Raw genomic sequence first — 15,845 nt, 5'->3', positions numbered from 1 at the left:
TTATCCCCTAGACGCGCTTTTCACGCAGGAGTCTCGTACACCCGCTCCAATCAACTTAGATATAACATTTAGATAGAAACCATACCTGAGGGGGTGAAGGTATTGCTTTGGGTCTTTTGGTTCGGGAATATCATTTGATGAATGATATTCCCGAACCCCTTTTTTCATTTCCACCATCTTGTTTGAGGGAAATCCGTCGAACCAAGCACTACCGGTTCGCCTATTTGAGGTGTGCAGACCTGGACACCCAGGTCATTGGCCGCTTTTGTTACCCGTTCTATCGGATCTGTCCAGTCATGAAAAGACAATGTGAAACCTGCCCAATGAATGGGGATCATACGTTTTCCTTGTACATCGATGTGTGCTTGAACAGTTTCTTCCGGAATCATATGGATGGTTGACCAGCGTTCATCATATTGGCCGCATTCCATTAAAGTTAAATCAAATGGACCGTATTTTTCGCCGATTTCTTTAAAATGGCTGCCATAACCACTATCGCCGCTGAAATATACCTTTTCTTGTTTTCCTTTTATTATCCAAGAACACCAAAGTGTCGTATTGCCATCGCCTAAACTTCTACCAGAAAAATGCCTTGCAGGTGTACAAATAAATTGCAAGTCCTTGAATGAAGCTTCATCCCACCAATTAAGTTCCTGAATCAGTTCTTGTTTAACGCCCCATCTTTCTAGATGTCCACCGACACCGAGTGGGACAATGAACTGGTTGACCTTATCTTTTAATTTCTTTATCGAGAAATAATCCAAATGATCGTAGTGATCATGTGAAAGCAGGACGGCATCGATAGGAGGAAGCATATCGATATCAAAAGGCAGCTCCCCGCTAAAGCGCTTGTTCCCGAACCATGGAAAGGGAGTGGGTGCTTTGCCAAACATGGGATCCACTAAAATGGTTTTCCCATCTAACTCCAACATGAATGCAGAATGACCAAACCAGGTGATTTTATTGGAATTCTTAGAAGCGGGTTCTTTTGTTCCAATTACAATGGGACTGTCGGGCCTCCTCTTTGGATTAGGTTTTATGAAATCACGTAAAATGGAACCAGTATGCTTAAGACTCATCGCTTGACTGGCAGGAATCTGATTTTGGAATTTCCCTTTGGCAAAATTCTCTTTAGTAGTGAAACTTCTTACTTTTTCTTTGTTTGTCCGTCTTCCAAGCGGAGGATAGAGGTTAAGGAAAAGTAACAAGAGTATAAAAGTAGAAATGAGGATCTTAATAATTTTCATCATGATAGCTTCCTCCAATAGTAATCATAGCTTTTATTTATACATATCATATCATAGAATTTATACGGTTATTTTCTATGATGTCCCACAAGATAAATGATAAAGATATCTGTAAAATCACATGGGGTGGAGTGTTTTTTCTTGTGGCAAATGTTTAAGTTTCACCCGTCTCAGGCAGGGAATAGAGGTATATATAATGAATAATATAGAGGACGGGATAAGGAATGTAGCAGCTGAAGGGTAGGGGGATAAATCGATTGTTAATGTTTTTCAGAGTCTTTGTATGGGTAGTATTTATTGCATTATTAGCCTATGTCATTCTTTCTTGGAAATATAAAGACAAGGTTAGTAAAAGGATTGAAGCGATTCGAAAAACCTGGTATATCATTTTTATACTGGGAGCACTGATTTATTGGAATTTCTATCCGATGAGCATTTTTAATGAGTGGGAAAATTTCTTGATCATGGCTATCGTATTCATCCTGATTGATATGTTTGTGTTCTTGAGCATGTATATATCGAAGATTGGCGATAATGAGCTATCCTATGCAACAAAAGCCGTTGCGGAAAGTGATAAACTATTAACGGATAATAGGGAAAAGGTCAAGAATATGTTCCATCTCCTAAAGAAAGAAGGAATACCTGAGTATTATCAAACGAATAAGGAATACTTGGCTTATTTGAGCATTCTCCTTCAAGCATATGCAGCAAAGGAAGGGATGAACGTGAAAATCCTTCCTTTCAAAACCGAACAGGACAAGCAGTCGGTGATAAATGGGGTTCCGAACTTGAATGGCAGTACCATTCGTGCTACATTGGAAAGAGAAGATACGTATTATAATGATGAAGAAAAAATGGCTCTTCAGCCTGTTAGTATTTTGATGGAACCCTTTATCCTTGACGTTAAATCAGAAAGCTTCGTTTCAGAAGTCGATTGTTTATTGATAGCATTATTAATCATGATGTTCGATATGGTCATAAAACAAAAACCAGGTGGTGAAGGATAAATGAGCATTTATGATAAAGCCGGCAACGACGTGTCGGTTGCCGTAATCAAACCACAGGTTAAAATACCAGATGTAGGTTTAAGTCCCCACACTAAAAAAGTGATGAAACAGAACGAACGCATCATTCTTAAACAAAAAGAAAAAGCTGCACGCTTCAGCCGGTTAAAAAGTGTTTTATGAAAAGGAAGGGGTTTTTCCTTTCCTTATGATATTTAATGGTTAACCCGCATATACTATTCAAAATCAAAGAATAGGAAGGGTCTTTCAGAATATGAACAAAAAGCCCGAGAGAGTAAACATCCCGGTCCCCTCCGCTTCACCCTCCGAGAAACGGATACATAAGGCAAATGCCGACCTGCTCAAGCTTTTGCAAAGGCTGAAAGCGAAACGTTGGATTTTTTTAAGGTGAAAGAAGGCCAGTCTCCTAAGGAGAACTGGTTTTTTTATTTTTTACATGATCACTCAGGGTGGAAGTATTGAATATTTTTCCGTCCAGCCTCTTTGGCCATATACATGGAACGGTCCGCTTTTTTCAAAAGTGAGTCCATTTCCGTACCATGATGAGGGTAAAAGCTAATCCCTATGCTAGCTGATATAAAATGATCATTTCCATTAATGGTAATGGGCATGGTGGATAAACGGTTCAATAATAATTCAGCGTTTTGCTGAGTGCTTTTCATTAAATCCTCACAATGCGAAGGATTTAATAATACAATGAATTCATCACCACCGATTCGAGCCACCTGACTGCCTTCGGGGACGGTTTGCAAAAAACATTCGGCAGCCTTTTTGATGACGCCGTCACCAGTATCATGTCCAAAGGAATCATTAAAAAATTTAAAATGGTCAAGATCGATGTAAAGAAGGGCCATTTCATCGTTCGTTTTATCTTGATGATAATCAAAATAATTATAAATGAAGTTCCGATTATAAAGACCTGATAAAGGATCCCTGATAATCCCTTTTTCAAGATTGATGGCATGACTAATCAAAGCTGCCATAGACTTAATGAGGGTTAGGTCATATTCTTTAAAAACATGAGGATTAATGTCGAATGCACATAATGTCCCAATGATTTCACCCTCATTTATAAGGGGAGCTCCCATAAAACACCCATTCCCGATAAACCTCGTTGCAGGGTGGTCACTAGTCAATTCATGTTTCCCCAAATTCGGGATAACAAGTGGTTCCAAGCCATTCTCAACAACTAATTTACAATAAGCCATATTATAAGGAAGGATGTCACCTTCACAAATTAACTTTGCATTTCTATTGAAGGACTTGATCATGAAACTCTGGATGGGATTCACTATAGAAAGGAAAAATGTATTGACCTCAATGGTTTGAGCTAATAGTGCTAATACTTCTTTAGCGATGGAATCAAAATTTTTATAATAGTTGATATCTTGCTGAATCATTCCCAGGCTCCTTTTTTTATCTATATTCTTTTTAGGTTTTCTGATGATATTCCTTATACACAAAGCAAAGACACAAAAGCGTAATCTGAATATCGTGACAGTTGCCCGGATTTCCTCTAAACTCAATTAAGGGGTTGGAATTGTATTATGGATGAATCATGTATTCGGGAAAGTTGAAAAATGGACCTTTACTTAATTTTCGGTTTTTTTTATTATCATTAAATTCTCCTGATTATAAAACGATTCTGGCCAAGGCTGGGTATCTCTTCAAAATCCATAAATTCTATTCAGTATTTATAGCATTATACTGTAAATGAAATGGTGAGAGTAACTTTAATGTGCATATTTGGCATATTTTTGATATTCACCTTGGAAAGCAAAGCAACCTGGCATTTTTGCATCCTCTCATGATAACGGAGCTCATGAATTTAAATGATAAAACGAATGTACCAAGCTCATTTTAAACAAAAATTTGGGGAGGATAAAAGGAAGTAATAAAGTACATATTGGATAATTCAAAAGGGGATCACTATGGGAAAATTAGAAAGTATATATCCTATTGCTATAGAGAATACAAAAGAAAAAATCATCCAGGATATTGATTTTTATTTAGAGAATCAAGAGACAATGCCTTCTTATTCAGCATATATATCAGACAGGACGACTTTTATTGAGCAAATTTGGATTAATGTTTGGATAAATAAAGCATCAAATGATGTGCCCAGAAAGGAAAAAAAAGCTTTTTTAAGCGAAAGGGGATTTGTAACGGAAGGTTCAGACCATAAGCTGATCAATAGCATGTTCCGGAACGAATTAAAGAAGTATCGCCCATTTGATGGCTTAACGTGGATTAAAAAAACCTTTGCCGACAATCAAGAAGTTTGGGAGAAGAGATATAAAAATGCAAGGGAGAAATTCTTTAGGCGACAAGAAGAACAGCGGCTTGCCAAACAGCGTTGGAAAATACGCGCAAGGCTGCAAGAAGAAGCCAATTCATTTTTCGAAAATAATTCACTTCTTTTATATTTACATGTCAGGTATTATATTGCCGGTATTATGGCAAAAGATCTGAAGAATAAGCCTAAATTCCAATATGTCGATCCGTATTTGCTTGAAGAACAATTAGTTGAAGAGGGTGGTTTTCAAGCTGCCGAATACCTGATGGTCACTGACTTTTTCGAAGAGCTGACAGGCGATATCCATTCGTTAATCGGTTGGGGCCGGAACCGTTATGAATATGAAAATTACTACTACAGGTATGAAAGGTTAGTTTCGGATTTCATAATGAAATTAGCCCCTGACAAATACTTGAACCATCTATCTGCCGACCTGCATCATGATTTTTTGGAGTTATATGGGGAAAGGCTGACGATTGAAGCCCTTCAAGGTATACTAAGCGATGAATTGGCCGATTTGTCTCAGTCCTGTTTTGATGAGCTTCAGGAAGAATACCTTTCTGATTTACTGAAGCTTGAAGGAATTCCTTTTAATGAAATATTGCACGAAGAAATATTTGAAAAAGACGTGGAGAACAGAGAAAGAAGAAAAGCTGAAGTATTGGCAGAAGAAGCCAGGAAGCGGGCAGAAGAGCAAAGGATGATCGATGACATCATCGGTAAGGCCTATACTCCATCATTGGGAAAAAAAGTTAGATATGTTTTGCATATAGGTGAGACCAATACAGGGAAGACGCATAAGGCCCTGGAAAAAATGAAACAAGCGGAAAGCGGTATGTACCTGGCTCCACTTAGACTGCTTGCACTGGAAGTGTTTGATAAATTAAATGCGGATGGTGTACCTTGCTCATTAAAAACCGGTGAAGAAGAAAAGGCTATTGAGGGTGCGAAACATGTCTCCAGTACCGTTGAAATGTTTCATGAAAAAGACTACCATGAAGTAATCGTCATAGATGAAGCCCAAATGATTGCCGATAAAGATCGAGGCTTTTCTTGGTTTAGGGCAATTACGCAAGCTAATGCGAATGAAGTACACATAATCGGGAGCAATAATATCAAAAAGATGCTTCTGAACCTTCTGAATGAAGCCGATTTAGAACTTCACGAATACAGACGGGAAATACCGCTTGAGGTGGAACAAAGGGAGTTTGGACTGAAGTATACCAAAAAAGGGGATGCCCTCATTTGTTTTTCTAGAAGGCAGGTACTGGAAACAGCATCCCGGCTTAAAGAGAGTGGACATAATGTCAGCATGATATACGGCAGTATGCCTCCTGAAAATAGAAAACGGCAAATAGAATTATTCAATCGCGGTGAAACATCAGTTGTCGTTGCCACCGATGCGATTGGAATGGGATTGAACTTGCCAATACGCCGCATCGTCTTTCTTGAAAATGAAAAATTCGACGGGACACGAAGAAGAAGATTGACTTCTCAAGAAATCAAGCAAATCGCAGGCCGAGCGGGTAGAAAAGGGATTTATGACACGGGGAAGGTAGCATTTACAGCAGAAATCAAAATCATGAATAAGTTGCTGGAACAGGTAGATGAGCCAGTTCAAACCTTCACAATCGCCCCAACCTCTGCTGTATTTGAACGTTTTCAAAAATATTACCGGAACCTGGGGACATTTTTCGAAATGTGGGAGAGGTTTGAGCCTCCTAAAGGCACGAAAAAGGCTTCGCTATCGGAAGAAAGGGAGCTTTACGAACTGATACGGGATACAGAAATCGAAGCTCGTTTTTCTTTAATGGATTTATATGGTTTTCTGCATATTCCTTTTTCGGCAAAAGAACCAAGTCTGATCAGACAGTGGCTGGAAACGGTCGAAGCTATTGCCGAGAACAGCGACCTTCCTGAACCGATCATAAAGACAAGGAATCTTGAGGAATTGGAGCTATCTTATAAAGCGATAGGTCTTCATTTATTATTTTTATATCGGATGGGTAAGCGTACGGAAGCTGTTTATTGGGAGCGTATCCGTGAAGAAATCAGTGATGGTGTTCATGATCAGTTAAAAGATGAAATGTTGAATTATCAAAAAAAATGCAAGCGCTGTGGAAAAAGGCTGCCTGATGACTCACGTTTTCAAATATGTGACGCTTGTTATCATAGAGGGATTAGAAAGACGCACAGATTCAATTAAACGAATTCTTTTGATAATAACCCGAATACATTGCATTCGGGTTATTGGTGTTTGCATAAATCACTTAGTCGTTCGTTTCAGTTTAGCAATAAACGCTGCTTGCCGCTTCATTCGTTTATCCGCTTTCTTGTCATGCACCACTAGGATTGCATGAATTAATCCAGGGACATAAAAAAATAGTGTGAGGACCAAATTAAGCACAGATTGAATGGGTTTACCGGCCAATAAAACCGCTAATGGAGGGAATAGAATCGCAATTAAATAAAGAATGGTGAACACTCTCCAATATAATGTTTTTTAACTGACTTCGGTTTGTTTCTCTTAATGGTTACTTTACTTTAAATGAGCAGCAATTTGGTTACTGATGTTCCATTTTCCTGATGATTCCCCTTGTTATCGCCTTGATAAATATATGCTCAAGGGCCCAATTCATACCTCCTGTTATATCTGGCTCAAAGAAGCAGTCTTTTACCCCGATATAACAGGAGGGACATGGTTATTCATCGTTTTTGCTGCCATTGGTCAATGTGTCGCGTTTTTGTGTTAGAATAATCAGAATACTAACTTACGAAAGCGGGAGATTTATGAAAAAAAAGATAGGCTGTTTGCATGCACACTATACAAATATAGAATACATAGAAAACGCATTCTCGAAATTCGATATTGAATGGCTTCATTTTGTAGATCCGGGATTGATGCAACGGGTGTCAACGGATGAAAATTTTAATTATTCGGATGCTCAAAAAAAGGTTAAACAACAGGTCGAATGGATTGCTGAATGTAAAGTGGATGCCATCCTGATAACTTGTACAAACTATATTGCTTTATTAAACGAAGAACAACTATCTTTACCCATGCCCATCATTAAAATCGATGAACCATATTTTGAGCAAATTTGCCAATTCCAGCAGCCGCAAATGATATTATTCACGAACCCTGCCACTGTTGAAGGAACAGTCAAACGTTTAACTGCACATGCTGAAAAATATGGGACTGTGGATTTTGAAGTCATCATTATCGACGATGCCTTTGAATTGATTATGCAGGGATTGGGAGAAAGATATAATCAGGAAATCATGAATTATTTATCCCAGTTTAAAAACGAAAATAGACGGCTGTCTGTAGCTCAACTATCAATGGTCGAAGCGGCAAGGAGATATGAACTTCAGACAGGACAGATAGTTTTAAATCCATTGCATGCATTGGTTGATTCCATGATCGATCAACTAGAACTAAGTTCCTTGAGTGGCGTTTGATTACGAGGATGTATGGTGCCCATGAACGGAATGATTGTTAAACTCAAAAAATGTCTTTGGGTATGAAAAAAATCATGCATGATCTGGTTAAATCACAATGCAGGGATTTCAGACGACAAGCTCTAAAGAAAAGCGAGTTTGACTGCCGTTTTTTATTTAAAAACCGTTTCAGTTGATATCAGAAATCCATTCCCTTTCCGCCACTGTCTGCCAAGCCGCATCAAAGCGGCTGCGGTGTCCCGGCTAGCCAGTAATTCTACAGGAGTGTCGCAAATTTGTTCAATCCAATAAGGATTATAATATAAAACATGATAAAGGATAATCTAGTCTTATTATATATTTTAGGTAGAACCCCATTCTACAAACTGAAATCCCTATGCAGGGATTTTTTTATGCCTTTGTACGGATTTGTTCTCGTATGTTTTCTAGTTCTTCGAGGGATAGATCCGTCAGGGAATTTTTAATTTCCTCTTCTACCCGTTTTCGGTCAAGCTCCCTATATTCGCTCCACCAATCCCGCAGCCCTTCGGTGTTTTCGAGAAGATACTCTATATCTATTTCTTCTTGCTCATCATCTGATAAATATCGCATGACTGCACCTAATAATCGATTGAGTTTAGCTGCTTCACTTTCCTTATCAGGTGAAGCGGGGGTATCTTTCACTTCTAAATCATCTTTAGCAGGAACATTCCGAGGTGTCATAATATCCTCCTGTTTTTAATACTAGTGTGCCTAAAAAGGGCGATTTTCAATAGATGTTTTTCGTATTTTTGAAAATTTCTTGGTAAATAAATTTCAACAAATACCTCGTTAGAATATATAAGAAATATCATCATCCTTTAATAGGTTCAAAAAGTAGTCAGTTGGTAAGGGGGAAGGATAATAAAAGGAATAGCTAATGCTATCCTTACATCGCATCACAAACAAGCCTCAGCACATTTTTGACACTGTTTATGATCGTGTTTTTTGCATTCATTTCCGCAGCTTTCACAAATCTTGACACAAACTTTAGCCAACTCTGAAATAAACGGGGTTCCTCTCCCTATCGCCTGTGCAAAAAAAGAGCAAATATCCGCACATTCCCGATCCAAGCGAATGCATTCCAGCATCATGTTTACATGTTAGTCTTTTAAGCATGCGTCGTAACAATGATTACACGCCCTTACTATTATCAATTAAACTATCCTTTAAACTTCTTTTGGAGAAAGGTAAATGCTTCTTTAAAACTGATCGGACAAGTAATGGACTATAGGGAATGAATGAAAGGGACAATGCATAAATTTAAATGAAAGGAGTGGATATATGAAAATGTTCATTAAATTAAGTATTGCCAGTGTCTCCGGAGCCGTCGTGTATTTGATATATAATGTCAACCAGACGCTGCGTAAAGGAATGGGAACGCTGGAAGAAACAAATAAGACACTGGAAGAGGTAAGAAATGCTGTACATGGATTGACGCAAGAGTCCAAACAACTGATCCACTCTGCCAATCAAATCACAGCGGATGTAAAAGGGAAGATGGAAAATGTAGATCCATTGCTGGAATCCGCTCAAGATGTTGGGGAAATGATTCATAATGTAACCAATTCCATGAAAGAAGCCAGTTTGGAAGGCCGACCCAAAGATTTATCCACACCGTCAGCTCCTTCAACTCGGACTAAAGCTGGGGGGGTTCAAATAAGACTCAAATAGAATCATCATTTATCTTTAAAAACAGGCACCCCGGGATTCACTAACCTATTAAAATAATCGTTTCTACTATTTAATTCAGAGGGGGAGCTTTATCTTGATTATTCAATATAGTGTGGCTGCAATCGCTTTAGCCTTCATTTGGTTGGTCGTATTTTTAATAAGTACACTTCAAAAGGGAATGGTCACGATAGGGGAAGCCAATCAAACATTGGCTGAGGTGCGAAATGCCATCCACGATTTGTCCGGCGAATCGAAACAACTATTGCAAAATGCAAATGAAATCACCGACGATGTAAAAACTAAAATGAAAACGGTCGAACCATTATTGGATTCTGCACAGGATGTTGGTGAAGCGATACATTCAGTTACAAACTCTGTTAAAAAAGCCACTAACGGCTTCCGTACAGAGTTTTCCCCGAAAAAAATCAATGCTATCAAACCCAAAAGCCAAATTAGATAAAAAAGAAAAAAATAAAAATGAAAGACACTGCCCGGTTTTGGAGTGTCTTTTTTGATGGTATGTATAATGGCCGTACTCTTATGCCTCATATGGATATCGCCAGTGGTTTATATCGATAAGACCCATTTCTCTCATACAGATCTCTTAACACCCTGTATGAGAATATGGAACAAACATAAATGTTGTATGTTTTGCAGGACAAGCAATTATTTTTCTATCTTGTCACCTGTAGAGTGACCGGATGTTTTTGAATCACTGGAATGCTTGACGCCTTTACTAACATATGGTTTGGCGCTTTTTTTCTTGTTGGCACTTGTTTTCCAACGATTCCAGCCCTTCTTGCCCGTTCCAGTGCCCGTACCTTTACCCGTTCCGCTCTTAGCCTTAGCTTTACTCATGAAATCACTCCATTACTATTGTATGGTTAGTTTAAACCATTTTACTTGATTATTACCCAAGTATGTTGAAATATACAGTAACGAAGGGGATATGTACAGGGAAAGGCTCAATATTTTTAATCTAAATCTTTATAAACCAATAACAACAAGGTTTTTGCCGTGCGGAACTTGCTTTTGGCTTCACTTTATCGATATCGATCTTGATTTCGTCAGTAAGATGCTTATGCCGATTTTTTTGCAAATGGTCAAGTAGTGCATGAAGGTTAATAATACTGCACCAGTGTTCATTCCTAAAATGATTCCTCCCATATTAAGAGATGCCTGTGACCCTAGGATATACATCATTAAAAAGGCAACAATATGGGACCATACGGTATGGATGAAAGCATCTTTCACTAAACCCAGGCCGATGAGATAGGCTTGCATGGGAATGACAAAAAAATGAAAAAGGAAGTAAGGACATAATAATTTTAAATAGTATGCGGCAGATGTTGAAGAAAAAAAGAGGGAGGTCAAAGGTTCCGCAAAGAAATAAATGAAAATCACGGCCGGAACTCCATACAATACGGTGAAAGACATCGATTTTTGCAATAAAACCCTCAATTTTTCTTTATCCTGCCTCTTGTAAGCATTCGAAACATTCGGAATGAGCATGATCATTAAGGAATGCGCAATAAAGGCTGGAAAGAAGCCGATCGTCATTGCAACTCCAGTAAGCATCCCAAAATGCTCCGTAGCCACTACCGCACCGAATCCTGCCGAGAGAAGGGCAGTGTGGATCAAAAAAGGTTGGATGGCATTTGTTATCGCATGAAAGATCCTTAACCCCATGGTGGGCAGAGAAACCGCCAATAACTTTTGCCGTGCATGTTTACCGGTTGTCCGTGAGTTCGTACCGCGTCTCATGATCCGCATTTGAAGAATCAAAAGGTTGATCAAGTAAAGAAAAACGAGGAACTCACTGCCAATCAAAACAAAAAAGGCCATCAATAATGACTTTTCCTGGTTAAAATGAAATAAGTTAAAGATGAGGAAAAGCAAGCCGAATTGAATGATATCTTTTAAAAAGTTGGAAAAGGCAATCTTCCCCATTTGCTGGACACCCATGAAATAGCCTCTTGCAATCGACGAAAAGGCAACTATTGGGATCAGTGTGATGAGCAGCCATTTAATATAGGGATGGTATTTGTCCATTATGGATGAGAAGGAAAGTATGAAAGGCATGACTACACACATTACCAATACGACGACTGCAGCCATCTTAAGTGCATGAATGATAAGATTATAATGCATGGCCTGTTTATTTTCCGCAACGAATTTTGAAATGGAAATATGTAATTCAAGGCTGGCGATCACATATATCAAAAAGAAAATCGGCAATATGGACATATAAAGCCCCATGCCCTCTTCGTGTAATTCCCTGGCTAGGAGCATATTCACTAAAAATTCGATACATTCACCAAAAAACGCTGCGACAATCAAGATGAGCGTTCCTTTATAAAAAGATTTCATGTTGGTCCACTCCTAACAAGGTGTTTGTATAAAGATATGAGACATGCCATGGAATATTCATGAGGAACTGCAGATCACGGCTATACAAAATGCGATTATGCCTATGGCAATCCTTATTAATCGCTCTTGAAAGATAAAAAATTAAATAAGGGTAAGCTCGGGAAATGGAATGAAATCGATTTGGTTACGATCATTTCTAATGGGAAAATAATTAGCCATGACATTCATCAAAAGGCTTCATACGGTGATATTCCAATCGAGGGCTTTTTTGTTGCCATGGTTCCTTTGGTCGAAAGTGTCAGAAGAACATAAGAGCGGGACACGAATTTCGCTTTGAAATTCATGCTTTATTTTGCTATCCTTTAGCAGAGGGGATGATCAATATGAAATTCACATCTATTAGTCAATCAAATATAGATGAATTGTGCATTGCGTTTGAAAGTTGTCTTACGAAACATGACATTACATTTAAATATGTAGATATGATGGAGGAGAACGGAATCATATCGTTTATTTTTTGTGATGACCCGGAAAATGCGAGATCTGTCGACATGGAAAGTGAACGCTTCATTGGATTGGACACCGATTACATAGCCAAGGAAATTTTAGAGCCAATCCTGCCTAAATTAAAGGAATTTGCACAATATAAAATCATCGATTAAGATGATTTTTTTTGTTTTGACATTTGGTTTTTATTGCCCAGATGGAGCTTGAAATTTAACTTCCTATTTATATACAGGGGTGGTTAGGGGAACTAAAAAAGCTGGAAAGAGGTTTACCATTGGGTAGCTGGCAGGAATGGTGACTAAATAAAAGAAATACCCTGGGTGTGTAAACATCCAGGGTATTTCTTCTTTGAAAAGCAATCTTGATGGATTGTAATAATCGCTTTTCACCACTTACTATACTTCGCAGCGTTCTGGATTAAATGACCATTTTTTTACCGGCATTTAATTCAACTTCCTGCTTAGGCGTTTCTATGGTCTTGTTTTTCTTCACTCTAAAGTGATAAACCGCATAACATCCAAGGAAGAATGCTCCCCCGCAATACAGGGCCATTCGCTGCTCAGGAACAAATGCTAAACTGATCATGACGATGCAGTTTGTTGCTAAAGCAAGAATGGGGATGAATGGGTATAGCGGAACTTTGAATTTCAGATTTTCTATCTTTCCACCTTGGCGGGTATATGATCTTCTAAAAGCAAGAAGACTAGCAGATATGGCAATCCAGCCAATTTGTGCACCTAATCCTGCAAGGGAGAGAAGAAAGACAAATACTGTGTCAGCAGCCACTACACTAGAAAGTAAAGACAAACCGGCAATCGCCAGTGTGATGAGCAGGGCATTAAGCGGAATTCCTCTCTTATTCACCAAACCGAGCTTCGGACTTGCCATGCCTTCCCTTGAAAGCGAGTAGAGCATACGTGTCGCAGCATAAAGGCCGGAGTTCGCCACTGACAATAGTGCTGTAAGAATGATGAAGTTCATGATGTCAGCTGCATACGGAACCCCGATACTATCCAGTACAACAACGAATGGACTTTCTGAGATACCTGCTTTTTCCCTTGGAATCATCGCCGAAAGTACAGTGACCGAAAGAACAAAGAAGAAGAGGGTTCTCCACACCGTTTGTTTGATGGATTTTGGTATGACCTTTTCCGGGTTTTCACTTTCTCCAGCGGCAATTCCGATTAACTCTGTGCCCTGGAAGGAAAAGTTCACTGTAATCATTGTGATTAGCAGGGCCGATATCCCATTAGGGAAAAGACCCTCGGCGAAAAAGTTTGAGAAAAATGGAGTCTCTTGTCCACCTTTCATATCAATCAAACCAAACATAGCAGCACCGCCAACGATGATGAACAGAATGATGGCCAATACTTTTATGCTGGAAAAAACAAATTCCGATTCGCCAAATGCCTTTGCTGATAAAGCGTTTAGTGAAAAGATGAGAAAAGCAAAGATTGCACACCACATCCAAACGGGTGATTCAGGGAACCATCTTTGCATAAGCTGGCCTGCCGCCAGAAACTCCAAGGCAACTGTAACTGCCCAACCTAACCAGTAAAGCCATCCAATGGCAAACCCGGTGCCAGGACCGATGAACTTTGTCGCATATGTCTGAAACGAACCGGAAACAGGCATCGCAACGGATAGTTCACCTAGACATAGCATCGTTAAATACATGATGAAGCCGCCGACTATGTAAGAGAGGATAGCGCCGAAAGCTCCTGCTTCATGAATGGTATAGCCCGAACCGATGAAAAAGCCCGTACCAATACATCCCCCTATTGAAATCATAAATAAATGTCTTGCTTTCATGCTCCGTTTTAATTCATTTGGTTGATTTTCTGCTGTTTTCATTGAAAAACTCCTTTACCTGATGGGTGCAAACGGTTTCATTTATGTTGGGACGTTATTAGGGAATTTGTGTTCTTACAAGTCTAATAGCTTAGAATCTGATTCTTAGATGATGTCGAATTCCCTCCGAAAAGAGATTACTTCTGCATTAAAGAAGCATGATTCAAGGAACATAGGTACCTATGCAGAATTAATTTCGAAAGCGCCGCTTAATAAAGAAAGAGAAGCCAAGCGTCAGGAAACTAGGGATGTAAATTGATTCAAATCGATCATCCGCCAATGGAGGAAGAAGCTCATAAACGAAGTATGGGCTTTTTCCTATGGAGTATCACTTTAAAGAACTCTCTATCTTTCTATCAAAAACAAAGTGTCCGATTATTTAACTTGAGCCAATAAATCAGGAGTGATATGTTCTTCCGCTCCATAAAGTAATTTTTCCCCAAGCAATGAGCCCATTAATGCGACTGCAACTTCAGCCGTTTTATTATGCTCGTCCAATATTGGGTTTATCTCAACAAACTCTGCCGATGTAATGATATTAGCTTCAGCCAGCATTTCCATGGCAAGATGGCTTTCACGGTAACTAATGCCTCCCATTACAGGTGTACCGACCCCAGGTGCATCATCTGGATCAAGACCATCAAGGTCAAGTGATAAATGTACAAGATCCGTACGTTCTTTCAGATAGGCGATCGATTCTTCCATCACTTTTGTCATACCCATTCTATCAATCTCATGCATCGTATAGACTTTAATTCCTTTTTCCCTGATTAACTCTTTCTCACCTTGGTCTAAAGAACGGGCACCAATGATGACAATGTTCTCTGGTTTGACCTTTGGAGAATATCCGCCGATGTTAGTCAGTGCAGGGTGGCCAAGACCCAAACTTACGGCTAGGGACATACCGTGTATGTTTCCTGATGGGGAAGTTTCGGCAGTATTTAAATCCCCATGTGCATCATACCATATTACCCCTAAGTTTTCAGTATGCTTCGCTAAACCGGCTAATGTACCGATAGCAATGCTGTGATCTCCTCCTAAAACTAAAGGAAAACGATTTGCTTGGATGACTTCATCCACTTTTTGGCTCAATTTTTCATTACCTTCTGCTACATCCTGCAGATTCTTTAAATTTGTGTCACTATCACTTTGTGCTCTTTCCTGTATTTCTACTTTAATATCACCTTCATCACGGACAGTATAGCCAATGTTTTCAAGTCTTTCACTTAATCCTGCATATCTGATGGCACTTGGCCCCATATCCACTCCTCTTCTAGTTTGACCAAGATCCATTGGCACACCAATGATTGAAATTTCCTTTTTCATATGTAATTCCTCCTTCGATTTTTCTACCCTAGTATAAGGGTAAAAGGATAGATGACTCAACTCGACATT

The 15,845-nt window shown here is 39.1% G+C and carries 15 protein-coding genes and 1 pseudogene; 7 read left to right on the top strand and 9 right to left on the bottom strand.

Going from position 1 to position 15,845, the window contains the following annotated elements; translation table 11 throughout:
• Positions 1-164: 164 nt before the first annotated feature.
• On the bottom strand, positions 165-1,250 hold the full coding sequence (locus A6755_RS15240) for an MBL fold metallo-hydrolase (RefSeq protein ID WP_063591185.1): 1,086 nt from the start codon (positions 1,248-1,250) through the stop codon (positions 165-167).
• A gap of 260 nt (positions 1,251-1,510) precedes the next feature.
• On the opposite strand from A6755_RS15240, the gene A6755_RS15235 reads away from it, so the two are divergent.
• Entirely contained in the window at positions 1,511-2,254 is a 744-nt protein-coding gene (locus tag A6755_RS15235) for a type II toxin-antitoxin system SpoIISA family toxin (RefSeq protein WP_244889745.1), read from the top strand.
• Positions 2,255-2,434 (top strand): hypothetical protein, encoded by a 180-nt coding sequence (locus A6755_RS15230; RefSeq protein WP_034312075.1) that lies wholly within the window; start codon positions 2,255-2,257, stop codon positions 2,432-2,434. It begins immediately after the preceding gene.
• Between the two features lie 278 nt (positions 2,435-2,712).
• On the opposite strand, the gene A6755_RS15225 is transcribed toward A6755_RS15230, so the two are convergent.
• Entirely contained in the window at positions 2,713-3,672 is a 960-nt protein-coding gene (locus A6755_RS15225; protein ID WP_063591183.1) for a sensor domain-containing diguanylate cyclase, read from the bottom strand.
• A gap of 531 nt (positions 3,673-4,203) precedes the next feature.
• Here A6755_RS15225 and A6755_RS15220 point away from each other — a divergent pair.
• Positions 4,204-6,774, top strand: coding sequence for a helicase-related protein (locus A6755_RS15220; RefSeq protein ID WP_063591182.1), 2,571 nt, complete (start codon positions 4,204-4,206; stop codon positions 6,772-6,774).
• Between the two features lie 60 nt (positions 6,775-6,834).
• On the opposite strand, the gene A6755_RS15215 is transcribed toward A6755_RS15220, so the two are convergent.
• Complete coding sequence (locus A6755_RS15215) at positions 6,835-7,044, bottom strand: YqaE/Pmp3 family membrane protein (protein WP_063592571.1); 210 nt, start codon at positions 7,042-7,044, stop codon at positions 6,835-6,837.
• A gap of 314 nt (positions 7,045-7,358) precedes the next feature.
• Between A6755_RS15215 and A6755_RS15210 the strand changes: the two genes are divergently transcribed.
• Positions 7,359-8,030, top strand: a complete 672-nt coding sequence (locus A6755_RS15210; protein WP_063591181.1) for a hypothetical protein — start codon at positions 7,359-7,361, stop codon at positions 8,028-8,030.
• 390 nt (positions 8,031-8,420) lie between these two features.
• Here the strand turns inward: A6755_RS15210 and A6755_RS15205 are convergent, their stop codons facing one another.
• Both A6755_RS15205 and A6755_RS26120 read right to left on the bottom strand, forming a co-directional pair.
• On the bottom strand, positions 8,421-8,732 hold the full coding sequence (locus tag A6755_RS15205) for a hypothetical protein (RefSeq protein WP_034312065.1): 312 nt from the start codon (positions 8,730-8,732) through the stop codon (positions 8,421-8,423).
• A 215-nt stretch (positions 8,733-8,947) separates the two neighbouring features.
• Positions 8,948-9,205 (bottom strand): annotated as a pseudogene (locus A6755_RS26120) (four-helix bundle copper-binding protein).
• A gap of 127 nt (positions 9,206-9,332) precedes the next feature.
• Between A6755_RS26120 and A6755_RS15200 the strand changes: the two are divergent.
• Complete coding sequence (locus tag A6755_RS15200; RefSeq protein WP_063591180.1) at positions 9,333-9,722, top strand: DUF948 domain-containing protein; 390 nt, start codon at positions 9,333-9,335, stop codon at positions 9,720-9,722.
• A 94-nt stretch (positions 9,723-9,816) separates the two neighbouring features.
• Entirely contained in the window at positions 9,817-10,182 is a 366-nt protein-coding gene (locus A6755_RS15195; RefSeq protein ID WP_063591179.1) for a DUF948 domain-containing protein, read from the top strand.
• Positions 10,183-10,388: 206 nt separating this feature from the next.
• Here A6755_RS15195 and A6755_RS15190 read toward each other — a convergent pair whose 3' ends face one another.
• Both A6755_RS15190 and A6755_RS15185 read right to left on the bottom strand, forming a co-directional pair.
• On the bottom strand, positions 10,389-10,580 hold the full coding sequence (locus A6755_RS15190; RefSeq protein WP_063591178.1) for a DUF3934 family protein: 192 nt from the start codon (positions 10,578-10,580) through the stop codon (positions 10,389-10,391).
• A gap of 180 nt (positions 10,581-10,760) precedes the next feature.
• A complete protein-coding gene (locus A6755_RS15185; RefSeq protein WP_053534965.1) occupies positions 10,761-12,092 on the bottom strand; it encodes an oligosaccharide flippase family protein in 1,332 nt (443 codons plus the stop codon).
• 383 nt (positions 12,093-12,475) lie between these two features.
• Here A6755_RS15185 and A6755_RS15175 point away from each other — a divergent pair, with 383 nt between their 5' ends.
• Positions 12,476-12,754, top strand: a complete 279-nt coding sequence (locus A6755_RS15175) for a hypothetical protein (RefSeq protein WP_063591176.1) — start codon at positions 12,476-12,478, stop codon at positions 12,752-12,754.
• Between the two features lie 262 nt (positions 12,755-13,016).
• On the opposite strand, the gene A6755_RS15170 is transcribed toward A6755_RS15175, so the two are convergent.
• Together A6755_RS15170 and rocF are read right to left on the bottom strand one after the other, a co-directional pair.
• The gene (locus A6755_RS15170; protein ID WP_034312050.1) at positions 13,017-14,453 is read right to left on the bottom strand and encodes an amino acid permease; all 1,437 of its coding nucleotides are present in this window, start codon (positions 14,451-14,453) and stop codon (positions 13,017-13,019) included.
• Positions 14,454-14,825: 372 nt separating this feature from the next.
• Positions 14,826-15,776 (bottom strand): arginase, encoded by a 951-nt coding sequence (gene rocF, locus A6755_RS15165; RefSeq protein WP_034312048.1) that lies wholly within the window; start codon positions 15,774-15,776, stop codon positions 14,826-14,828.
• Positions 15,777-15,845 lie beyond the last annotated feature (69 nt).

Source organism: Peribacillus frigoritolerans (assembly GCF_001636405.1).
GTDB classification, from domain to species: Bacteria; Bacillota; Bacilli; order Bacillales; family DSM-1321; genus Peribacillus; species Peribacillus frigoritolerans.
Note: the sequence above shows the minus strand (reverse complement) of the source record. Positions and strands in the feature narration are given on the sequence as shown.

Coding starts and splice junctions, on each gene's coding strand:
- A6755_RS15240 (WP_063591185.1), bottom strand. CDS start 1,250: ATGATGAAAATTATTAAGATCCTCATTTCTACTTTTATACTCTTGTTA.
- A6755_RS15235 (WP_244889745.1), top strand. CDS start 1,511: ATGTTTTTCAGAGTCTTTGTATGGGTAGTATTTATTGCATTATTAGCC.
- A6755_RS15230 (WP_034312075.1), top strand. CDS start 2,255: ATGAGCATTTATGATAAAGCCGGCAACGACGTGTCGGTTGCCGTAATC.
- A6755_RS15225 (WP_063591183.1), bottom strand. CDS start 3,672: ATGATTCAGCAAGATATCAACTATTATAAAAATTTTGATTCCATCGCT.
- A6755_RS15220 (WP_063591182.1), top strand. CDS start 4,204: ATGGGAAAATTAGAAAGTATATATCCTATTGCTATAGAGAATACAAAA.
- A6755_RS15210 (WP_063591181.1), top strand. CDS start 7,359: ATGAAAAAAAAGATAGGCTGTTTGCATGCACACTATACAAATATAGAA.
- A6755_RS15205 (WP_034312065.1), bottom strand. CDS start 8,732: ATGACACCTCGGAATGTTCCTGCTAAAGATGATTTAGAAGTGAAAGAT.
- A6755_RS15200 (WP_063591180.1), top strand. CDS start 9,333: ATGAAAATGTTCATTAAATTAAGTATTGCCAGTGTCTCCGGAGCCGTC.
- A6755_RS15190 (WP_063591178.1), bottom strand. CDS start 10,580: ATGAGTAAAGCTAAGGCTAAGAGCGGAACGGGTAAAGGTACGGGCACT.
- A6755_RS15185 (WP_053534965.1), bottom strand. CDS start 12,092: ATGAAATCTTTTTATAAAGGAACGCTCATCTTGATTGTCGCAGCGTTT.
- A6755_RS15175 (WP_063591176.1), top strand. CDS start 12,476: ATGAAATTCACATCTATTAGTCAATCAAATATAGATGAATTGTGCATT.
- A6755_RS15170 (WP_034312050.1), bottom strand. CDS start 14,453: ATGAAAACAGCAGAAAATCAACCAAATGAATTAAAACGGAGCATGAAA.
- rocF (WP_034312048.1), bottom strand. CDS start 15,776: ATGAAAAAGGAAATTTCAATCATTGGTGTGCCAATGGATCTTGGTCAA.